A 21,706-nucleotide genomic window follows, 5' to 3' on the forward strand; every position below is an offset into this window, starting at 1 on the left:
AGCCAAAAGCCTTAATGTATTTTACGCGATAAGCCATTACAAATACCAAAAAATATGTAGTTTTGTTGCCCCGCGGAAAAAACAGGAAGGCCCACCTTTTATGGAAAAAAAAATAACACCCTACAAAGATTCCGGTTTAGGAAAAAAGAAACAGGTTGAACAGATGTTCGATACTATTTCTGGAAATTATGATGGACTCAATCGTATAATTTCCTTGGGGTCTGATGTGAAATGGCGAAAAAAAGTAATTCGTTTTGTCGCTGGGAAAAATCCGAATTCCATCCTCGATATCGCAACCGGAACGGGAGATCTAGCCATCCAATTTGCCGAAAAAACCAATGCCGAAAAAATTGTGGGTCTTGACCTTTCTGACGGAATGCTATCCGTGGCACGAAAAAAAATAGTTGGGAAATCTTTTTCATCGAAGATAGATTTTGTGCAGGGCGATTCTGAAGCGCTGCCTTTTGAAGATAATTTTTTTGATGCAATTACGGTTTCCTTCGGCATACGCAATTTTGAAAATCTTGAAAAAGGCCTTTCAGAAATTTTCCGCGTTTTAAAAAAGGATGGCACCTTTGTTATTCTGGAAACTTCGGTGCCCACCAAATTTCCTTTTAAACAGGGATATTTTTTCTATTCAAAAAGAATTTTACCTCTTGTGGGAAAACTTTTTTCAAAAGATAAGGTTGCGTACAAATATTTGAGCGAAAGCGCTTCGGTTTTTCCCTACGGCGAAAAACTCAACAATATTTTGGTCAAAATTGGGTTTAAACAAGTGGTAAACAAACCGCAAACTTTTGGCGTGGCAACCATTTACACTGCTACTAAATAATTTTATGAAGAAACTATTTTTTGTACTGGCCATACTGTTTATTGCAGAAAGCGCTGTGGCTCAGGGATTTTTCAATAAGGAAAGAATTGCAAACCTGGAGAATTTTGACAAAAGATTCCTAACGTGGGGCTATTTTCTGGGCTTCAACAATTACGATTTCAAAATAGATTATATAGAACATTTTGCAGATGACAATACCGAAATTGCCGTAAACCGTTCTGCGGGTTTTAATGTGGGGCTTATTGGTGATATGCGCCTTAACCGCTATATGAATTTAAGGCTCGAGCCGGGACTGTATTTTACCCAGCGTGATTTGATTTTTCCAGGTTTTGAGGAACAACGCGATTTTCTGCGCGAGGTGAAATCTACATACATCCATGTGCCACTGTTGCTAAAAGTTTCAACGAAACGACTGAATAATTTTAAACCCTTTATCGTGGGCGGAATTTCTACGTCGCTGAACCTTTCCAGCAATCAGGATAACCCGGAAGACAATGAGCAGGGACGGTTTCGAACTACTAAATCCACCAATTATTATGAGGTTGGCTTCGGTATCGATTTTTATCTATACTATTTCAAATTTACCCCTTCCATTCGTGGCGTTTTTGCCTTGAATGATGAGTTGGTACGCGATGACGACCCTAACAGTCCGTGGACCGGAAACATTGACAAGATGGCTTCCCGCGGAATTTTCATCAACTTTACTTTCCAATAGACCGTTTAAATTCATTCAAAAGAATTGCGGTTGCCGTTGCCACATTCAAGCTTTCGGTTTTTTGGTTTTTTCCAAACCTTGGGATTGTGATTTTATGGGTAATGAGCTTCATTATTTCATCTGAAATTCCATTGGCTTCATTCCCCATAACCAAAATTGAATGTGTTGAAATTTTCTCAGTATGGATATTATTTCCGTCCATAACTCCTCCATAAATAGGAAGATTGCAATTTTTCAAAAATTCATTTAAAGAAATATAATGAATGTTGACACGTGCTAAAGAACCCATTGTGGCCTGAACAACCTTTGGGTTATAGCAATCAGCCGTATCGTGTGAGCAAACCAGATGCTCCACGCCAAACCAATCACAAAGGCGGATGATTGTTCCCAAATTTCCCGGGTCGCGCACGGCATCAAGTGCCATAACAAGCCCGAATTGCGCAATGGGTTTCGGTTTCGGAATTTCAAAAAGTGCTACGGAAGTATTTGCCGTTTTCAAAAAGCTAATTTTCTTTAGTTCTGCCGGAGTTACTTCAAAATAATTTGTGGCCCCGATTTTATTTTCTTCCGAAGAAAAAAGCGCGTGAAGATTTAGGCCTTCATCGTATAATTCTGATATAATTTTAGGACCTTCCGCCACAAAAAGGCCTGCCTTGTCCCGGTACTTTTTTTGGTTGAGACCCGTTATTAATTTTATCTGACTTTTGCTGACCAAAATATAGTATTTTTGAACCCGAATAAACCCGTACCGTTGAAGCACCTTCCAGCAAAAATATCACTATTTTCAGTATTAATGGTCTTCTTTTTTTCCTGCAACGCGGTAAAACGTGTGGATGATGATGCGTTTTTGCTCACCAAAAACACGATAATAGTTGATAGTGTAGAAACAAAGGATGCGGGCGTTTATAGTCAATTGGCACAAAAACCCAACCCAACTATTCCCTTGATTGGTGTTCCGCTGGGCCTCCATATTTACAATCTGGCAGATCCATATCCAGATTCCACCTACCAAAAATGGCTTCATAAATACCCGAAAAGGGAAGAGCGACTAATTAAATTTCTTTCCAAAAAGCAGGTGGACCAGATAGACACCAGCTATGTGAATTTCAATGAATGGCTTCAGAAATCCGGCGATGCGCCCGTTATAATTTCTGAAAATAAGACCGATAAATCCGTGGAACGTCTGAAACGCTGGTATTCCAGTTTTGGCTATTTCAACAATGAAGTGGACTATAAAGTAATCCCCAATGAAAAGAGGGAAAAGCGCGCGGAAGTAATCTATAAAGTGACGCGCAAAAGGCCATACGTGGTGGATTCCATTTCAGAAAAAATAAGTTCGCCAGTGGTAGATTCGCTTTTTCAGAAAACAAAGGCCAATACATTTATTGTTTCGGGAAGGCAATATGCTGCGAATGATTTTGTGAATGAAAGGGATCGACTCACAATTCAATTCAGAAATAGCGGGCTATACCATTTTGACCAAGATTACGTAGGCTTTGAAGCGGATACGGTGAACACGGACCACAAGGCAAACATCACCTATATATTGCCAGACAGGAAAGTGACCGAGGGCGATAGTACCTACACGGAACCTTTTAAAGTACATACGGTAAAGGAAGTGCGTATTATTACGGACTTTTCATTTGCAAACCGCAATGAGCCCTTTCAGGATTCCATAACCTATAAAAATTATAAGCTGTACAGTTACGGAAAAATGCGATTTAGGCCCAAAGCAATTACGGATGCCATTTCCATTACGCCGGGAAATATTTATAAGGATATTGATAGGACGCTCACCTTTAACCAAATAAGCGATCTTCGGATTTTTAAATATCCAGACATTACCTATAGGGAAATAGCTTCAGATTCCAGTGACGCAGAACTAATTTCTACCATTTTACTCTCGCCGAGGGATAAATTTACCTTGGGTTTTGATTTTGATGCTTATACTTCAACAATTCAGCAATTTGGAATTGGTTTCAGCGGAAGCATGATTTTTCGAAATATTTTCAGAGGTGCCGAAATCCTTGAAATCTCCGGCCGCGGAAGCGTAGGTTCCTCCAAAGATGCGGCAGATAGGGATAGCAGTTTTTTTAATATTTCTGAAATAGGCGGAGATGTTAAGCTCACTTTTCCACGAATTCTTTTTCCCATAAAAACGGAAAAATTGATTCCCAAATATATGTCGCCATCGACCACTATGAGCGTAGGTGCGAGCGCGCAAAATAATATTGGCCTGGACCGCCAAACGGTAAACGGCGTTTATAGCTACCGCTGGAAACCTTCAAAAATCATCACGAACCAATTTGATTTATTGAATCTACAGTATGTTCGGAATTTAAACACCGCAAATTACTTCAACGTATATAGAAATTCCTTTGATCAACTAAACGATATCGCCCAGCAGACCGAAGCGAATACGCCGGGAAGCGTGAATCCGCTTTATTATAATACTGATAGCAATAATAATATTAGGCTAACCATACCCGAAGGTGCCAATTCATTTATTGAAGATGTAAACAACGGAACTATAATTCCTTTTTCCGAAGATACTAACGCGGGCCAACTTGTTAACAATATTGGCGAACGCAAGCAGCGGCTTACCGAGGATAATTTAATTTTTGCCACAAACATTACCCGAACCAGAGACACACGGGAAAATATTCAGGATAACAATTTTTCGCGGACACGATTTAAGTTGGAGTCTGCCGGCAATCTGCTCTCCGGGATTTCGAGCATTGCCGGTTTTGAAAAAAATGCTGATGGTAATTACCGGGCGTTGGGTGTAGTTTTTTCTCAATACATAAAGGGTGAAGCAGAATATATAAAGCATTGGGAACTTAACGGAAATCATATTTTAGCGTTTCGTGCCTTTGGCGGTCTGGCCGTACCGTATGGAAATAGCAACAGTATCCCGTTTACACGTAGCTATTTTGCTGGGGGCGCCAACGATAATCGTGGTTGGAGACCTTATGATTTGGGGCCGGGAAGCAGTGGAAGCAATGACGAGTTTAATGAGGCAAACTTTAAAATTGCCCTGAATGCGGAGTATCGATTTACAATATTAGACCCATTCAAAGGTGCTTTTTTTGTGGATACTGGTAATATTTGGAATGTTTTTGACAATATTAATGATGAGGCTTCTGTTTTTAGCGGAATTTCAGATCTAAAGGAACTTGCGGTGGCATCCGGCTTTGGATTACGTATTGATTTCAATTTTTTTGTTTTTCGTTTTGATATTGGTTTTAAAACACACAATCCGGCCAGACCAGTGGGAGAACGCTGGTTCAAAGACTATAATTTCCCGAATGCGGTTTACAACATCGGTATAAACTATCCCTTCTAAACCATTAAAATTTATTATTTTTGTTTGCTAAATCTTATAGCATATGAGCCACGGAATTGTACCCGGTGTAGCCACCGGTGAAGAAGTTCAAAAAATTCACAAATACGCAAAAGAGAAAGGATTTGCCATGCCCGCTGTAAATGTAGTAGGCTCGAGCTCCGTTAATGCCGTGATGGAAACTGCGGCAGCGCTTAAGGCTCCCGTAATCATACAATTTTCGAATGGCGGATGTCTCTTCAATGCTGGTAAAGGTCTTTCAAATGAAAACGAAAGAGCTGCAATAGCCGGCGGAATTGCAGGCGCAAAGCACATTCACGAACTTGCCCAATTATACGGCGCAACCGTTATTCTTCATACAGACCATTGTGCAAAGAAATTGCTCCCTTGGATTGATGGGCTGCTAGATGCTAGTGAAAAATTTTTCAAAGAAACTGGAAAACCACTGTACAGCTCACATATGCTCGATCTTTCCGAAGAACCGATTGAGGAAAATATCGAAATTTCAAAAAAATATTTGGAACGGATGAGCAAAATGGGAATGACCCTTGAGATTGAATTGGGCATTACCGGAGGCGAAGAGGATGGGGTTGACAACAGCCACGTGGATTCATCCAAACTCTACACACAGCCCGAAGAAGTGGCATATGCATATGAAGAATTAAAAAAAGTGAGCGACCAGTTTACGATTGCCGCAGCCTTCGGAAATGTTCATGGTGTTTACAAACCTGGCAATGTGAAACTCACACCGGTGATTTTGAAAAATTCCCAAGAATATGTTCAGAAAAAATTCAATACCGGCAATAATCCAGTAGATTTTGTTTTTCACGGCGGAAGCGGCTCCACTTTAGAGGAAATTCGCGAGGCAATAGGCTACGGTGTTGTAAAGATGAATATTGATACTGATTTGCAATATGCCTATACTGAAGGAGTCCGCGATTACATTGTGGGCAATGTAGATTATTTGAAGTCACAAATAGGCAATCCGGAAGGACCTGAAGTACCCAACAAGAAATATTACGATCCCAGAAAATGGCTCCGTGAAGGCGAACTTACCTTTAAGAAGAGGCTGGAACAAGCATTTAGGGATTTGAACAACGTTAACACGCTTTAATTCTGAATGCAGAAGTATGAATTCTTAATTGATAATTAAAAATATGCCTTGGTTTAAAAGAACGAAAAAAGGGATTCAAACCCCAACCGAACAAAAGAAGGATGTCCCAAAAGGACTTTGGTATAAATCCCCCACTGGTAAAATTGTGGACAGCGAAGAGCTGGAACGAAATTATTATGTGAGCCCAGAGGATGGCTATCACGTGCGGATAGGAAGCAAGGAATATTTTGAAATCCTTTTTGACGACAATAAGTTTAAGGAATTGGATAAAAATATGACTTCCAAGGATTCCTTGAATTTTGAGGACAAAAAAAAATATACGGATAGGCTCAAAGAAGCACAGGAAAAAACGGGATTAACAGATGCCGTTCGATGCGCTGTTGGGAAATCCATGGGTTCAGATTTGGTAATTGCCTGTATGGATTTTAGCTTCATTGGCGGTTCTATGGGAAGTGTAGTTGGTGAGAAAATTGCACGTGCTGCAGATTATTCCCTTAAAAACAACATTCCGCTTCTTATAATTTCAAAAAGTGGCGGCGCCCGAATGATGGAGGCCGCATTATCATTGATGCAACTTGCAAAAACTAGCGTGAAATTAGCTCAATTGAGTGATGCTGGAATACCATATATATCTTTGGCAACAGACCCTACTACTGGTGGAACCACTGCATCTTTTGCTATGCTGGGCGATATAAATATTAGCGAGCCGGGAGCATTGATAGGTTTTGCGGGACCCCGTGTAGTTCGCGATACCACTGGAAAGGAACTTCCAGAAGGATTTCAAACCGCTGAATTTTTATTGGAGCACGGCTTTTTGGATTTCATAACCCACAGAAAGGAATTAAAGAAAAAAATAAATCTTTACTTGGATTTGGTGCTTAACAGGCCACTTCGCGAAACAACCGCATAAAAAAAGCTGCCAAAATAGGGCAGCTTTTTTTAATTCATTGTAAACGGATATTCTTCTCCATTATAAAAAAACGATGCAAGATTATCGCATTCGCCGTTCCCAAAATCAATTATTGCTGTTGAACCGTCCTGTTCTATTTCGAGAGAACCACTGACTAAAAATGGGCAGGAAAGTTTTCTAACCAAGGTATCTATTACCTCTCCTCTTCGTTCAAATCCATTTGTAAATTCTGTTTGCCAATTTCCAGTGACATTATAGACGTTGTCCTGCCAGGTTCCTGATCCCACACCTTCAACCCATTCTGATACGCGAAGTCCAACGCGTGTACCAGTTATAGATGTATTTGGGAATGTAACAGTTATAGTTTCATTTAATGTAGATTGGGGATTACCATTTTGATTTGCGATTTCGTATTTAAAATCACCTCCTCCGCTAACTCCATTATTGTTAAAAACAAAATCATTATATAAATAGTTTATAATGTAGGCCCCACCCACTAACGGGCCATAGTCCAAAAGTATACTACCAGACACCACATTTCCATTATTAAGTGTACAAGAATTACCGAAATCTACTAGAACCAATATCGAATTCCCTTGAACGGTAACGGATATTTGTGTACATTTGGGGAAAAGCGATGTAGCATTTGGATTGCGTAGAGAAGTTTCGTTTTCCACAAATGCTTGCTCCATAATATTAAACGTACCTTCGGCTACGTTATCCATTTTAGCTGCCCGCGCAGAATCTTCAGTATTAAAATTTATATCTTCCGCTCGAGTATCATCATCTTTATCACAACCAATTAAGATAGAAAAACCAAGCGCTAAAAATGTCATACATATTTTACTGAAATCTCTTTTCATACAAATTGAGGTTTAGGAGTTTATGAATTTACAACGCTAAAATATCACAAATAGATATATTTTAAATTAATTTTATGCAATTGCCCTGTGATTTCAATTTCAATTTTGTAATTTCGCACCCTTGATTTCCAATCCCGAGGCTGTCGGGAGGGATCATTACATAAAAATCATTTTAATAATATTGGCATGTATTTATCACAAGAAGTAAAAGAGAAAATTTTTGAAAAACACGGTAAGTCGAAAACTGATACCGGCTCTGCCGAAGGGCAAATCGCATTGTTCACCCACCGTATTGAGCATTTGACGAAACATTTAAAGTCTAACCACAAAGATTACAACACTGAGCGTTCTTTGGTTAAATTGGTTGGAAAGCGCAGATCTTTGTTGGATTATCTTATGAAAAAAGACATCCTTCGTTACCGTGCTATCGTTAAAGAATTAGGATTACGTAAGTAATATTCTAAAGGGCTCCTACGAGCCCTTTATTTTTACATTTTTTTTCAGAATTTATTTCTGGAACACATAGAAAAGCTACCCTTAGGTTTTTCATTGGTCAACCACACAACACAACAACACTAAGTCTGAAAATCAGGCTTTGACCAAAATTAACTGCGCATAACCATACGCGCAAAAATGAAAAACAAATGATACCTAAAGTATTTAGAGAGGTCATAGACCTAGGTGATGGACGTGAAATTTCCATCGAAACCGGAAAATTGGCAAAACAAGCCCACGGTTCTGTTGTTGTACAATCTGGAAAATGTATGCTGCTTTGTACAGTAGTTTCAAACTACCAGCAAAGCGATGTTGATTTTCTACCGTTAACGGTAGACTATCGCGAGAAATTTGCCGCTGCGGGACGCTATCCTGGCGGATTCTTTAAAAGGGAAGCCAGACCCAGCGATGGAGAAGTATTGACGATGCGCTTGGTGGACCGCGTTCTGCGTCCACTTTTTCCAAAGGATTATCACGCTGAAACACAAGTAATGATTCAGTTGATGAGCCACGACGAAGATGTTATGCCCGATGCAATGGCAGGACTAGCGGCATCTGCAGCGATACAGCTTTCCGATTTTCCCTTTGAATGTGCTATTTCTGAAGCACGTGTGGGAAGAATCAACGGCGAATTTGTAATCAACCCTTCTAGAGCGCAATTAGAAGAATCGGACATTGATATGGTAATTGGTGCTTCCGCAGATTCTGTGATGATGGTTGAAGGCGAAATGAAGGAAATTAGCGAGGAAGAAATGGTCGAAGCTATTAAATTCGCCCACGAGCATATTAAAAAACAATGCGAGGCACAACTTAGATTGGCCGAAGCTGTTGGCAGAAAGGAAGTTCGTGAGTACCAGCCAGAGCGTGAAGATGAGGATTTGAAGAAAAAAATCCACTCATTGGCGTATGATAAAGTATATGCCGTTGCAAAATCTGCTTCTGCCAAACACGATAGAAGCAATTCATTTGCAGAAATAAAAGAAGAAATTAAAGCTAGTTTTTCTGAAGAGGAATTAGAAGATTTTGGAGATTTAGTTTCAAAATACTACAACAAAGCTGAAAAAGCTGCCGTTCGGGATCTTACCTTAAATGAAGGTTTGCGTTTGGACGGAAGGAAAACCACCGATATACGCCCTATCTGGTGCGAGGTTGATTATCTTCCTTCTACCCACGGTTCAGCAATTTTCACGCGCGGTGAAACGCAGGCCTTGGCAACTGTTACTTTGGGGACTTCACGCGAAGCAAACCAGATTGATATGCCATCTCACGAGGGCGAGGAAACATTTTACCTTCACTATAACTTCCCCCCTTTCTCAACTGGGGAAGCGCGTCCAATTCGCGGCACATCGCGTAGAGAAGTGGGTCACGGAAACTTGGCACAACGCGCACTGAAAGGAATGATCCCATCAGATTGCCCCTATACAGTACGAGTGGTTTCAGAGGTTTTGGAATCAAACGGTTCTTCCTCCATGGCAACCGTTTGTAGCGGGACCATGGCATTGATGGATGCTGGGGTGCAAATCAAAAAACCAGTTTCCGGAATTGCAATGGGATTGATCTCTGATGCCGAGACTGGAAAATATGCAGTTCTTTCTGATATTTTGGGTGATGAAGATCACTTAGGAGATATGGACTTTAAAGTTACCGGAACAGCAGACGGAATAACTGCTTGCCAGATGGATATTAAAGTGAAAGGACTTTCCTATGAAATTTTAGTAAATGCACTAAAACAAGCTGCTGATGGAAGACTTCATATTTTAGAAAAATTGACGGACACGATAGCGCAACCAAATGCAGATGTGAAACCTCACGCTCCAAAAATGATTACTGTTACCATCCCTAATGAATATATTGGCGCCTTGATTGGCCCAGGTGGTAAAGTAATTCAGGAACTTCAGAAAGCTACCAAAACCACTATTGTAATTAATGAAGACCCTGTGACCGAAGAAGGAATTGTTGAAATTTTGGGAACAAACCAAGAAGGGATTGATGCGGTATTGGCTAAAATTGATTCGCTTACCTTCAAACCGGAAGTGGGCAGCGTTTATGAAGTGAAAGTTATCAAAATGCTTGACTTTGGAGCCGTGGTTGAATATACAGATGCTCCCGGAAACGAGATTTTGCTTCACGTTAGCGAACTTGCTTGGGAACGTACCGAAAATGTTTCGGATGTCGTAAATATGGGCGATGTTTTTGATGTAAAGTATATGGGAATAGACCCACGAACTAAAAAAGAACGCGTTTCACGCAAAGCAATCCTACCAAAACCCGAGGGTTATAAAGAGCGCCCACCGCGCGATGACAATAAGGGCGGCGGACGTGATAATCGCAATCGCGATAACCGCGGTCGCGACAATCGTGATAGAGATAGAAAAAGAGACTAAACTTTTTAGTCTGAATTCAAAAAACCCCGCAAATTGCGGGGTTTTTTTTGTGCCACATTTTCAGTTATATTTAAAAGGTGCGCAACTATGTCACCTTAAAATTTTTGACATAAAATTCTAACAAATCTTTCGTAAGAGCCATTCTCATTAGGCTATCAGTCATTTCAGACCACATAAACTTCAATTTAAATCATATAAGAACCCTTTCGCATAGTACTTGCACCTTTATGGAAAATAAACTTAAAATTTAATATGAAAGTACTAGTTGTAGGTGCGGGAAATATGGGATTAACATATGCGGAAGGTATGGCGAAATCGCCACTGCTCAACCGTAGAAATTTAATGATCTATGATGTCTCTGCCGAGAAAATCGCGACACTTAAAGAATTATCATATTTCGATGTATTTGAAAAAATTGAGGACTGCCTTCCCAAGGCGGACGTCGTTTTTATAGCAGTAAAGCCCCATCACAGCGAAGAACTATTTCAATCGATCAAGGAAATGGTTCATAACGACCAATTATTTATTTCGCTGATGGCCGGAGTAACCATTGAAAAAATCCAGCAAAGTCTGGGAATTAAAAAAGTAATTCGTGCCATGCCCAATCTGCCGGCAAAGGTGGGATTGGGAATGACATCCTTCACTGAAGCGAAGGAAGTAAGCCGTATAGAATTACTAATGGTCCGGAATCTGCTCGATACCACGGGCGAGGCCATTCACGTTGAAAATGAAAATTTCATCAATGCATCCACAGGTATCTCAGGAAGTGGACCGGCATATGTTTTCTATTTTATGCAATCTATGATGGAAGCTGCGCTGAAAATGGGATTCTCTTCAAATGATTCAAAAATATTGGTTACCCAGACCTTTGAAGGTGCGGTGAAATTATTCAATGAATCTGATCTTTCACCAACCGCGTGGATGGAAATGGTAGCCTCAAAAGGTGGTACCACTCGCGCAGCACTTGATTCCTTTGAAGACAATAATGTAAAGGAACTGATAAAAGAAGCTGCCTACGCAGCATTTAATCGAGCAACCGAATTAGGAAAATAAAAAACCAGAAATAAAAGTTATGAAGCAAAAACGAGTGGTTATAAAAGTAGGAACCAACGTTATGACAAATAAGGACAATCGTATTGTTGGACCCATTTTAAATGAATTGGTCCGCCAGATTGCGGAATTATATGAAAATGATTACTGCCCAGTCTTGGTATCCTCAGGTTCCGCAATTGCGGGAAAAGAAGTTCTTGGCGAGTGTCTTGCGAAGGATGACGCCACAAGAAGACAGATATATTCATCCGTTGGGCAACCCCGCATGATGCGCCACTACTACAGCCTTTTCCACGATCACGGAATGCGCTGTGCCCAAATTTTGGCAACAAAGCGTGATTTTTCACCAGGAAAACACCGTGAAAATATGATAAACTGTTATGAAGGATTGCTCGCCGAAGGCATTGTACCCATTGCAAATGAGGACGATGCCGTTTCGCTGACCATGTCGATGTTCAGCGATAATGACGAACTTGCAAGTCTTGTGGCGGAGCTTATTGAAGCGGATGCGCTTCTTATCTTAACAGATACAGACGGGCTCTACACAGGTCATCCGGATAATGATGCTTCAAAAAAGCTGAGCAAAGTCCATCATGATGAAGCAGTTGAGCAATACGTTCAGAAATCCAGCAAGGGCGAGGGTGAAGGACGCGGCGGGATGAAATCTAAGTTGAAAATTGCAAAGGAAACCGCTAAAAAGAATATTCCCACATATATCGCCAACGGAAAGCGTAAAAACGTAATTGTCGATATTTTAAAGGGAAAAGATATTGGAACAAAATTTTACGCATAAAATAAAGAGAAAAAATATGAAGTTGATTAAGGAAGAATTGAAAAATAAGGTTTTAGAATCAATGATGGAAATTATTGACAAAAACAGAAAGGATTTATTGTATGCGAATAAAATGGATCTTGATGCCTTCAACAAGGATGACCAAGCACTTTACGATAGATTGGTGGTTGACGATTCCAAAATTGATGAAATGATAAAAGCCATCAATGAAGTGAAATCCCAGAACGACCCAGTGAATGCTGAGATTAGCAAAAACGAATTGGATAGCGGATTGAAAATCATCAATAAAACCGCACCCTTTGGAACGATCATGATTATTTATGAATCCCGGCCCGATGTAACTATTGAAGCCGCCGTGCTCGCTTTCAAAGCAAACAATAAGATTTTACTGAAAGGTGGAAAAGAAGCCTATCATAGCAATAAAATTCTTGTGAAATTTTGGCACCAAGCATTGCAGGAAAACGGATTGGAAAAGGACTGGATAAAAATGCTGGAAATGAATAGAGAGGAAACCCAAGCATTTTTAAAAAACCCTACGGAACCAATCGATTTGATTGTTCCGAGAGGGGACGAACGGTTGATACAGTTTGTAAAAGAAAACGCTACTTGCGCGGTTTTGGTAAGCGGTCGTGGAAACAACTTTCTTTATATTGCCGAAGATGCCAATTGGAAAAAAACGCTTGAGGTTATCATCAATGCAAAAACAGATAAAATTTCCGGTTGCAATGCTTTGGATAAAGTTTTAATTGACATTAATCTTCCAAATTATGAAGCGAAGTTGAAAGAACTGAAGGAAGTTTTGGAAGCTTCAAAAGTGGAAATTCTTGTTGATTCTGAAGTTAAAAAAGTACTGGCTTCTTCAGAAGAAATTACCGATAGCAATATTTGGTACGAAGAATTTTTGGCACTGAAAATAGCAATAGGCGCTGTGGAAAGTTTGGAAGATGCTATTTCCAAAATAAATAAATACAGTGGCGGACATTCCAGCGCCATACTCACGGAAAATGCAGGTACAGCTGCGCATTTTATGGAAAATATTGATAGCGCCGCAGTATATCATAACGCTTCCACAAGATTCACAGATGGAGGACAAATGGGCGTGGGTGCCGAGCTTGCCATTAGTACAGATAAACTTCACCACCGCGGGCCACTCGGATTAAAACAACTGGTTACTAATAAATATTACGTGTACGGTGATGGACATGTTAGGATTTAGTGATATCGAATTAAATCTTAATATTTTGAAAGCCTTCAATTTGAAGGCTTTTTTTATGAGTATTGGGAGGGTGTTTAGAATTGAAAACCATTTCAGAAATATTATTTAAAAAAAATCTTCACTTCACCACGCAACTTTTCAGAAATTGATAGACTATAGGGTATAAAGCAAACACATCTATTATGAAAAAGCTACTCTCTACTTTGGCAATTTTAAATTTGGTATTTCTAATGGGCTGCGAGACCGAACCTTTGGACAAAGCCGACCCAAATAAAGTAATTCAAGTAGATTCCGAATTGTATGATTTGGTTACAAAAGCAGCAAGTAACGATTTTGAAAACCCAATTACGTGCATTGATTTCAACTATCCATTTACCTTAATAGTTTATAATGAAAGTATGGAAATAATAGCCTACGAAACCATTGGCACGGACATATATTTTAGTGAATTTTTGGGTAGTCTGGAAGCAGGAAAGTCCATAAGCTTAAGTTACCCAATAACGAGTATTTTGGACAACGGCGAACCGTATGAAATCAATAACAATGAGGAGTTAAAAGATGCCATAGACAAATGCATAAAAGCAGATACCGTAGGCAACTGCAATAATATTCTCACGGCACCTGATTGCATCTGGACAATTACACATTTAGAAGGCCCCAATGCCCAGTATACGGGAGCAACATTTCAAGTTACAAATTTTGGCAATGCGGGTTTGCATTACAATGATGAGGCGTTTGCAGGTACTTGGATTACTTATTTTATTGAAGATGAACTTCATTTGAATATTTACATAACAGGGAATGAATCTATAAGTGAAGACTGGAATTACGATTGGAAAATCTTGGATTTCAATGAAAACGAGATGACCATTTCCAATAACATTGACACCTTCAAAATATCGAAAAATTGTGGGGAACCGTGTCAAAAATTTCTTTTTGAGGAATGTGAAACAGAACCCGGTTCAGGCAAGGCTATTTTTAATCTGGAAAGCTATGGATGGTGTATCTATTCACTGATTGCCCTTCGCGATGGAGATGATATTGCCCTTCGGTATTTCGAAAATCTAGAAGATTTGCTGGCAGGGACAAATCAAATCACCAATCTTTTATATGAAAATTCAATGAATCCCATGATAATTTATGTACGGATTGAGGATACAATTACGGGAGAAATGATTGCTATCGTGCCCATAATTTTAAAAGCCATAAATTGCCAAGCTTAAAAATTTTTATTTGAACCTAGAAAAGTTAATAGCGCAATGTTCAAAGAACGACCGGACGGCCCAAAATGAGCTTTTTCAGGAATATAAAGACATGCTTTATTTCATTTCCTTGAAATATTGCCGAAATGAGGCAGATGCCGAAGATAATTTGCACGATGCCTTTATAGCTATTTTTCAGAAAATAAAAACCTATAAAAACAAAGGTTCTTTTGAAGGCTGGATGAAGCGTATAACTATTTACAAAGCAATCGATAAATATAAAATTACGAAACAGAATCATTTATCAGTAAAGGACGATCTTCTCTTGGAATCTACAGAAGTAGATGATGATGCAGAAATCAAACTTGATGTTTTATTAAAATTCATCCAAGAGCTGCCGGATCAGTATCGCCTGGTTTTCAACCTATACCAGTTGGATGGGTATTCGCATAAAGAAATAGCCACGCTTTTGGAAATTTCCGAGAGCACCTCAAAATCGAATTACCACCGGGCAAAACTGATTCTTCGGGATAAAGTCAACGAATACAAAAAAGAACTAAACGCAAAAGCTATATAATGGGACAGAAAGAGGACATAGGAAAGCTATTTGAGAGCAAGCTGAGCCAAGGCAAAAAAGCACCTAGCAATATGCTTTGGGAAAAGATAGATACAACCCTGGATGAGCAAGACCAAAGGCGCAAAAGAGTGATTGTGTATTGGCTTTTAGGATCGGTGATTTTGGTTTTTCTCACTGGTTTTTTCATTTTCAACTTTGGCATGGATAATTCAAATCCTCAAAATTCCCAAAATGAAACTGAGGTGCCGTTGGAGAATAACATTTCAACAGAAAGCGAAAAACTTGAGCAAATGGATTCGGAAAAGGATTCGTTGGAAAATTCTTCAGAAATCATTATTTCTAAAAGGGAATTAATTAGTTCTGAAACAAAATTTGAAAACGAGGAAATAAAGGCACAAAAAAATGAAAGTAAGTCTGCTAAATATTCTTCAGAAAAAAATGCAATAAGAAAGATGATCGATGAAGATTTTACCGTCAGCAAAAAATACTATTATTATGATAGCAAAAGCGGAAAGCAGATAGTGACCACCAGCAAAGCTGGAATGGATAGCATTGTAGCCGCCGCAACAAAATCCATAGATTCAGCACAAACGCAAAACCTCGATGTTCCGCAGTAAATTTTTGATGTTTGAAGAAGAAAAAATACTTTTCTTAAAATTTATTTAAAACTCCTGTAACCTTTTGAAGCCTTTTTACGTATAACCTAACACAAAAGTTTTAAACCCAAATTACAGGAATATCTTAAATGAGACAACTTAAAATTACAAAGCAGGTTACCAACAGGGAAACTGCTTCATTGGACAAGTACCTTCAAGAAATAGGAAAAGTTGACTTAATCACCGCAGACGAAGAAGTAGAATTGGCACAGCGCATAAAGGCGGGTGACCAACGCGCGCTGGAAAAATTGACAAAGGCAAATTTGCGCTTCGTAGTGTCGGTGGCCAAGCAATATCAAAACCAAGGTCTTACCCTTCCAGACCTTATCAATGAAGGAAATCTTGGTCTAATTAAAGCCGCACAACGTTTTGACGAGACCCGTGGTTTTAAATTTATTTCGTATGCCGTTTGGTGGATTCGCCAGTCTATTCTTCAGGCATTGGCTGAGCAATCACGTATTGTGCGCCTTCCTTTGAATAAAATTGGGAGCATCAACAAAATCAACAAAATGTACGCTTATTTGGAACAAGCCAATGAGCGCCCACCTTCCGCTGAAGAAATTGCAAAAGAACTGGATATGACGATTAATGATGTGAAGGAATCCATGAAAAATTCAGGACGTCACGTTTCCATGGATGCACCGCTAGTTGAGGGTGAGGACAGTAATCTATACGATGTATTGCGAAGTGGTGAAAGCCCGAATCCAGACCGTACATTACTCCACGAGTCATTGCGAACCGAGATTGAGCGCGCGCTTGAAACCCTTACGCCACGTGAGGCAGATGTGATCCGCCTTTATTTTGGATTGGGTGACCAACATCCCATGACGCTGGAGGAAATTGGTGAAACTTTTGACCTTACAAGAGAGCGTGTCCGCCAGATTAAGGAGAAGGCAATACGCAGATTGAAGCATACTTCGCGAAGCAAAATATTAATGACATATCTGGGTTAAACCCTATTAAAATTACTTACAGTATCAGATTTTTCGCTTTTGCGAAAAAAATACTGTTCGTTTTTTGATTGATGAATGACCTCCGGCTGATTACCGGAGGTTTTTTTATCTTTGGAAGAAAAATATGAAACATACCATTTGCTATATCAGCAATGAAACCGATCAACTTTCTGAAAATGAGCTAGAAGCCTTATTTTCCTTTATTCTTGCAAATAATCCGCCCCGCGATATTTCTGGAATTCTACTTCACAATAATGGAATCTTCCTTCAAGTTTTGGAAGGAGAGAAGGAAACATTGAAAACGCTCTTCAAAAGTATCAGAGAAGATAAAAGGCATCATAATATCTTAACAGTACTTTCCCAAAAAATAAACGATAGGATATTTAAGGGATACAAGGCAGGGTTCAGCATTTTAAAAGATAAGGGAGACCTTGAAAATTTGAACAGCTATCTATCTCTTTATGAGGGTGAGGAAAAATACCCCAAAAACATTCAGAATTTGCTGAAGCCATTTTTAATTTAAATCTTATTATACCCGCCATAAACGAAAAAATATGAACGAAACAATTATTGCACCTTCCATACTTGCTGCAGATTTTGCCAACTTGCAGCGCGATGTAGAAATGATAAATAACAGTAAGGCACAATGGTTTCACCTGGATGTAATGGACGGGGTATTTGTACCAAATATTTCTTTTGGTATGCCGGTAATAAAGGGTATTTCCCGTCACGCGAAAAAACCATTGGATGTACATTTAATGATTGTGGATCCCGATAGATATATCAAGGAGTTTGCGACTTTAGGCGCTGCAGTTCTTACGGTTCATTACGAGGCCTGTACGCATCTACACCGTACCTTACAAGCCATAAAAGCGGAAGGAATGCAGGCTGGCGTTGCTATTAACCCGCACACAAATGTTTCACTTCTGGAAGATACCATTGCCGATATTGACTTGGTGTGTATGATGAGCGTAAATCCTGGTTTTGGCGGACAAAGTTTTATTGAGAATACCTATAAAAAAGTACGAGCGCTAAAGGAAATTATTAATGCAAATGGTGCAAAAACGAAAATAGAAATTGATGGAGGCGTAACTGATAAAAACGCCAAACAGCTAGTAGAAGCCGGTGCAGATGTTTTAGTGGCGGGAAGCTTTGTATTCGGAGCAAAAAATCCTACAGAAACCATCGAGAACTTGATAAAAATGACGAAATAATTCGTATTCCAAAAAAAAATTCCAATTATTAAAGAATTGATTTCAGAAAAAGATGTCTTGATTGTTGGCGCGGGTCCCATTGGTATAGCCTGCGCTTTGCAATGTGAAAAGCATAACCTCAATTACCTTGTTGTAGAACGGGGCGCGCTTACCAATTCCATTTACAATTATCCGTTAAATATGACATTTTTTTCAACTTCAGAGAAATTGGAAATTGGCGGCATTCCCTTCATTAGCAACAATCCCAAACCCACTCGTAATGAGGCTTTGGAATATTACCGCCGCGTAGCGACTTCAAATGATTTAAAAATAAATCTCTACGAAGAAATACTTTCCATTGAAAAAAAAGGAAATCATTTTGAAATAATTTCAAATAAAAATTCATTCTCCGCCAAAAATATAATCTTGAGCACAGGATTTTACGACATCCCGAAATATCTGAATGTGCCCGGAGAAAACTTGCCAAAAGTGAATCATTATTACAAGGAAGCGCACCCATACGTTATGCAAAAAGTGGTTGTTGTGGGCGCAAGCAATTCGGCTGTGGACACGGCATTAGAGGTCCACAGGAAGGGTGGTGAGGTTACTATGGTGGTTCGCGGAGCCTCCATTGGCGAACGCGTAAAATACTGGGTTAAACCCGATATTGAAAACCGAATTGAAGAAGGCAGCATCAAAGCCTATTTTAATTCAGAAATTGAAAAAATTACCGAAACCGAAGTTTTTATTACTACTGAAAATGGTAAAAAAGTTATTGAAAATGATTTTGTCATCGCGCTCACGGGCTATAGACCCGACTTCGATTTTTTGCAAAAACTAGGTATACAATTTTCTGATGATGGCAACTTTTTTCCTGAATACAACACTAAAACCATGGAAACAAATGTTGAAGGTTTGTTCTTGGCGGGCGTAATTTGTGGCGGTCTTGAAACACACAAATGGTTTATAGAAAACTCGCGCGTGCACGCGGAATTGATTGTATCTGAAATTTCAAAAAGAAATCAATAATCGTTGAAGTTGAAATTCAAAATAGTTTTTGTGTAGTTGTAAATTTCGGGGAAATTAGATTTCAACTCCGTTGGGGATTCAATGAAATATTCTGCCAGGACAGCCATAAATTCATATTGATTGGTAAAAGCATACATTCTAAAAAATCTTGTTTTTTCCAGTTTTTCCCTAACATCGACTTTCGCTAGCTGTTTTAAAATTTTCTGAAATTGTTTCGTAAATCTTACGGAATCTATGTCTTTTGCCTGCTTTGCCTCAAGTTGCATAGCGTGCGTGAATTCATGAATACCCACATTCAAATTATCATTTTCAATTTTATAGCCATTTTCAAAATCCTTCCAAGAAAGCACGAGCGCCTTTTCACGAGGGTTGAATTCCCCTTTATGGTAGTGTTCATTTATTGAGCTGTAAAATTCTTCCGGATAAATTAATACGAAATCAATAAGTGCATATAAATAGTTTTTTCTGCCGAAGCTGAGCATACACCCAATTGCCGCAACGAGTAATTTCATCCGTTCTGTAATAGCCACTCCTCCCCTTTCAACAAATTTCTTTTCATTTATAAAATTTGCAACCCTGTGTTCGAATTGTTTTTTATGCTTTTCTGAAAGCATTTGATAGAAAACAAATTCAGTCTCAAGTATCGATTTTTGGTCGCGCGTAAGTTTTTTGTAAACTAAATAATATCTGAATAAGGGCCGATTGTAATAATGTGCAAATGCAGTTTCAAAAATTTTGAATAAGAAAAAGAAAAATCCCACAACAATTATAGAGAACGCATAGGGCGCAAGCCAAGGAGCGTAGGGTTGTTGTTCTATGACTACATGAATAATAAATTTAATTAGATACATAAAATAATTTAAATAAAAATCCCCAGTTTGAACTGGGGATTTTTTTATTACCTTAAATTTTTAAACTAAAATGGAAATGTATAAAACACATCCCAAAAAAGTTGTGTTTCTGCCGCATCTCCACCAATATCGCTGGAAGCAGCACTGTAATTTCCTGGATTTAAAGTTTGTTCAGATACTGGATAAGTATATCTAACTGGATAACCTGTTTCTGGCATTGCAGGCTCTTTTAAAATTGGATAATCTAAACGTCTAATTGATAACCAGGATGCAAAGGTTCTATTATACAGACCGAGCCAAGCCTGAGTTCCAATAACCTGCTTCCATGCGGGTGATGATGTACTAGTAGCTAATGCAGAATTATAATCTACTTCAGGTTTTGCAAGATAATCTGCAAGACCATCTGCATTCCAATATTCAAAAGAAGCCGTAATACCAGCCGTATAATGACTAGCGGCGTCACCACCAACAGAATATCCTCGAGCGGCAGCTTCAGATAAGAGAAATTCTACTTCAATGTAATCCATTAGAATACCTGGATATGTTGGTTCTGCAATACGAGGAGCAACGTGAGAAAACAATGCATATGTATTCAATGTTCCTATTGTACCTCCTATATATTCTCCATCTACATCAGTAAAATATACTGGTCGTCTTGGGTCTTCAAGATCATTCATTCTATCAACGATAGTTTCAGCGATCACAAAATCAAAACGGCCACTTAAAACTAAATCCACATATACAGGATTTGTATTAGGATCCGTGGGAGAATAGGAATAAAAGGCATTATCCGAAGCGCTGGTAAAAACTCCTGTAGAAACTGCAGATTCCACAGTGGATTGAGATAATGAAGGATTTGAATCTGCCAACACTAGTCCCATTCTTAACTTTAATGAATTAGCAAACTTTTTCCAGGCTGCAGCATCTCCTCCATAAATTAAATCTTCATTAGCAGAAAAACTTCCTAGACTAGGATTTAAGTTATTTGAAGCAGCTGTTAATCTTGAAATTAAATCCGTGTAAATAGTTTCTGCATCATCATATGCTGGCAGAGCATTATCTCTATCTAAAGCCTCAGAATAAGGAACATTACCAAATGTTTCAACCAAATTGCTATATGCATAAACTGTCATTATTTCGATTATTGCAAGCTTATTTGGTTTAAGATCATTCGTTAAATCATTATCTGTAAGTTCTATTATTCTAGCAGCTTCATCAAGATCTTTTAAGCCATCACGATACATAGCCGTCCAGTGGTTGTCTGGAATAGGTCTTGTAATTTGATCATAATTACTTTCATCCTCATAAGTAGCTTCTTGAAGGTATTGAACCCATAAACGCAAATTATTCTGATTAACATTTAATGTAACAATCTGATCTACAATTTGTTTTTCAGCTGAAGCAAATAAACTTTCACCACCAACAGTAGAAGGATCTTTAATATTCTGGTTCAGATCTTCTAAGTTATCCGAACAAGATACGGCAATTAGGGCCGTCGTAAGTATAATTATTAGTTTCTTCATCATTTTC

At 38.9% G+C, this 21,706-nt stretch carries 21 protein-coding genes; 17 read left to right on the top strand and 4 right to left on the bottom strand.

Annotated elements, in window-relative coordinates; genetic code table 11:
- The first annotated feature begins 100 nt into the window (after positions 1–100).
- Positions 101–832: a bifunctional demethylmenaquinone methyltransferase/2-methoxy-6-polyprenyl-1,4-benzoquinol methylase UbiE gene (gene ubiE, locus KIV10_RS03735; RefSeq protein ID WP_214112165.1), complete on the top strand. Its 732-nt coding sequence runs from the start codon at positions 101–103 to the stop codon at positions 830–832.
- A gap of 4 nt (positions 833–836) precedes the next feature.
- Entirely contained in the window at positions 837–1,547 is a 711-nt protein-coding gene (gene porT, locus KIV10_RS03740; protein ID WP_214112166.1) for a type IX secretion/gliding motility protein PorT/SprT, read from the top strand.
- On the opposite strand, the gene KIV10_RS03745 is transcribed toward porT, so the two are convergent.
- Complete coding sequence (locus KIV10_RS03745; RefSeq protein ID WP_214112167.1) at positions 1,534–2,262, bottom strand: RNA methyltransferase; 729 nt, start codon at positions 2,260–2,262, stop codon at positions 1,534–1,536. The genes porT and KIV10_RS03745 overlap by 14 nt on opposite strands.
- A gap of 12 nt (positions 2,263–2,274) precedes the next feature.
- On the opposite strand from KIV10_RS03745, the gene tamL reads away from it, so the two are divergent.
- The 3 genes from tamL to accD are packed head-to-tail and all read left to right on the top strand — an operon-like array spanning position 2,275 to position 6,914.
- On the top strand, positions 2,275–4,893 hold the full coding sequence (gene tamL / locus KIV10_RS03750) for a translocation and assembly module lipoprotein TamL (RefSeq protein ID WP_317194698.1): 2,619 nt from the start codon (positions 2,275–2,277) through the stop codon (positions 4,891–4,893).
- 43 nt (positions 4,894–4,936) lie between these two features.
- The gene (gene fbaA / locus KIV10_RS03755) at positions 4,937–6,004 is read left to right on the top strand and encodes a class II fructose-bisphosphate aldolase (RefSeq protein ID WP_214112168.1); all 1,068 of its coding nucleotides are present in this window, start codon (positions 4,937–4,939) and stop codon (positions 6,002–6,004) included.
- Between the two features lie 43 nt (positions 6,005–6,047).
- Positions 6,048–6,914, top strand: coding sequence for an acetyl-CoA carboxylase, carboxyltransferase subunit beta (accD, locus tag KIV10_RS03760; RefSeq protein WP_214112169.1), 867 nt, complete (start codon positions 6,048–6,050; stop codon positions 6,912–6,914).
- A 29-nt stretch (positions 6,915–6,943) separates the two neighbouring features.
- Here accD and KIV10_RS03765 read toward each other — a convergent pair whose 3' ends face one another.
- Positions 6,944–7,777: a hypothetical protein gene (locus tag KIV10_RS03765; RefSeq protein WP_214112170.1), complete on the bottom strand. Its 834-nt coding sequence runs from the start codon at positions 7,775–7,777 to the stop codon at positions 6,944–6,946.
- A gap of 186 nt (positions 7,778–7,963) precedes the next feature.
- Here KIV10_RS03765 and rpsO point away from each other — a divergent pair, with 186 nt between their 5' ends.
- From rpsO to KIV10_RS03825, 12 genes are all read left to right on the top strand, one after another.
- Complete coding sequence (gene rpsO, locus KIV10_RS03770; protein WP_214112171.1) at positions 7,964–8,233, top strand: 30S ribosomal protein S15; 270 nt, start codon at positions 7,964–7,966, stop codon at positions 8,231–8,233.
- A 188-nt stretch (positions 8,234–8,421) separates the two neighbouring features.
- The gene (locus tag KIV10_RS03775) at positions 8,422–10,656 is read left to right on the top strand and encodes a polyribonucleotide nucleotidyltransferase (RefSeq protein WP_214112172.1); all 2,235 of its coding nucleotides are present in this window, start codon (positions 8,422–8,424) and stop codon (positions 10,654–10,656) included.
- A gap of 252 nt (positions 10,657–10,908) precedes the next feature.
- A complete protein-coding gene (proC, locus tag KIV10_RS03780) occupies positions 10,909–11,709 on the top strand; it encodes a pyrroline-5-carboxylate reductase (protein WP_214112173.1) in 801 nt (266 codons plus the stop codon).
- 19 nt (positions 11,710–11,728) lie between these two features.
- Positions 11,729–12,499, top strand: coding sequence for a glutamate 5-kinase (gene proB, locus KIV10_RS03785; RefSeq protein WP_214112174.1), 771 nt, complete (start codon positions 11,729–11,731; stop codon positions 12,497–12,499).
- Positions 12,500–12,515: 16 nt separating this feature from the next.
- A complete protein-coding gene (locus tag KIV10_RS03790) occupies positions 12,516–13,715 on the top strand; it encodes a glutamate-5-semialdehyde dehydrogenase (protein WP_214112175.1) in 1,200 nt (399 codons plus the stop codon).
- A 182-nt stretch (positions 13,716–13,897) separates the two neighbouring features.
- Positions 13,898–14,938, top strand: a complete 1,041-nt coding sequence (locus KIV10_RS03795; protein WP_214112176.1) for a hypothetical protein — start codon at positions 13,898–13,900, stop codon at positions 14,936–14,938.
- A 10-nt stretch (positions 14,939–14,948) separates the two neighbouring features.
- On the top strand, positions 14,949–15,494 hold the full coding sequence (locus tag KIV10_RS03800; RefSeq protein ID WP_214112177.1) for an RNA polymerase sigma factor: 546 nt from the start codon (positions 14,949–14,951) through the stop codon (positions 15,492–15,494).
- A complete protein-coding gene (locus KIV10_RS03805; protein WP_214112178.1) occupies positions 15,494–16,111 on the top strand; it encodes a hypothetical protein in 618 nt (205 codons plus the stop codon). The genes KIV10_RS03800 and KIV10_RS03805 overlap by 1 nt, the downstream gene beginning before the upstream one ends.
- A gap of 128 nt (positions 16,112–16,239) precedes the next feature.
- Positions 16,240–17,103 carry a sigma-70 family RNA polymerase sigma factor gene (locus KIV10_RS03810; RefSeq protein ID WP_154192466.1) on the top strand — a complete coding sequence of 288 codons (864 nt, stop codon included), beginning with the start codon at positions 16,240–16,242 and terminating at the stop codon, positions 17,101–17,103.
- 124 nt (positions 17,104–17,227) lie between these two features.
- Positions 17,228–17,626: a BLUF domain-containing protein gene (locus tag KIV10_RS03815; RefSeq protein WP_214112179.1), complete on the top strand. Its 399-nt coding sequence runs from the start codon at positions 17,228–17,230 to the stop codon at positions 17,624–17,626.
- Between the two features lie 31 nt (positions 17,627–17,657).
- Positions 17,658–18,317: a ribulose-phosphate 3-epimerase gene (gene rpe, locus KIV10_RS03820; RefSeq protein WP_214112180.1), complete on the top strand. Its 660-nt coding sequence runs from the start codon at positions 17,658–17,660 to the stop codon at positions 18,315–18,317.
- 39 nt (positions 18,318–18,356) lie between these two features.
- On the top strand, positions 18,357–19,325 hold the full coding sequence (locus KIV10_RS03825; RefSeq protein ID WP_214112738.1) for a YpdA family putative bacillithiol disulfide reductase: 969 nt from the start codon (positions 18,357–18,359) through the stop codon (positions 19,323–19,325).
- Here the strand turns inward: KIV10_RS03825 and KIV10_RS03830 are convergent.
- Entirely contained in the window at positions 19,319–20,176 is an 858-nt protein-coding gene (locus tag KIV10_RS03830; protein ID WP_214112181.1) for a zinc-dependent peptidase, read from the bottom strand. The two genes, KIV10_RS03825 and KIV10_RS03830, sit on opposite strands and share 7 nt — an antisense overlap.
- Before the next feature lie 65 nt (positions 20,177–20,241).
- Positions 20,242–21,699: a SusD/RagB family nutrient-binding outer membrane lipoprotein gene (locus KIV10_RS03835; RefSeq protein WP_214112182.1), complete on the bottom strand. Its 1,458-nt coding sequence runs from the start codon at positions 21,697–21,699 to the stop codon at positions 20,242–20,244.
- Between the last annotated feature and the right edge of the window lie 7 nt (positions 21,700–21,706).

The organism is Aequorivita echinoideorum (assembly GCF_018476645.1).
In the GTDB taxonomy this organism is placed as follows: domain Bacteria; phylum Bacteroidota; class Bacteroidia; order Flavobacteriales; family Flavobacteriaceae; genus Aequorivita; species Aequorivita echinoideorum.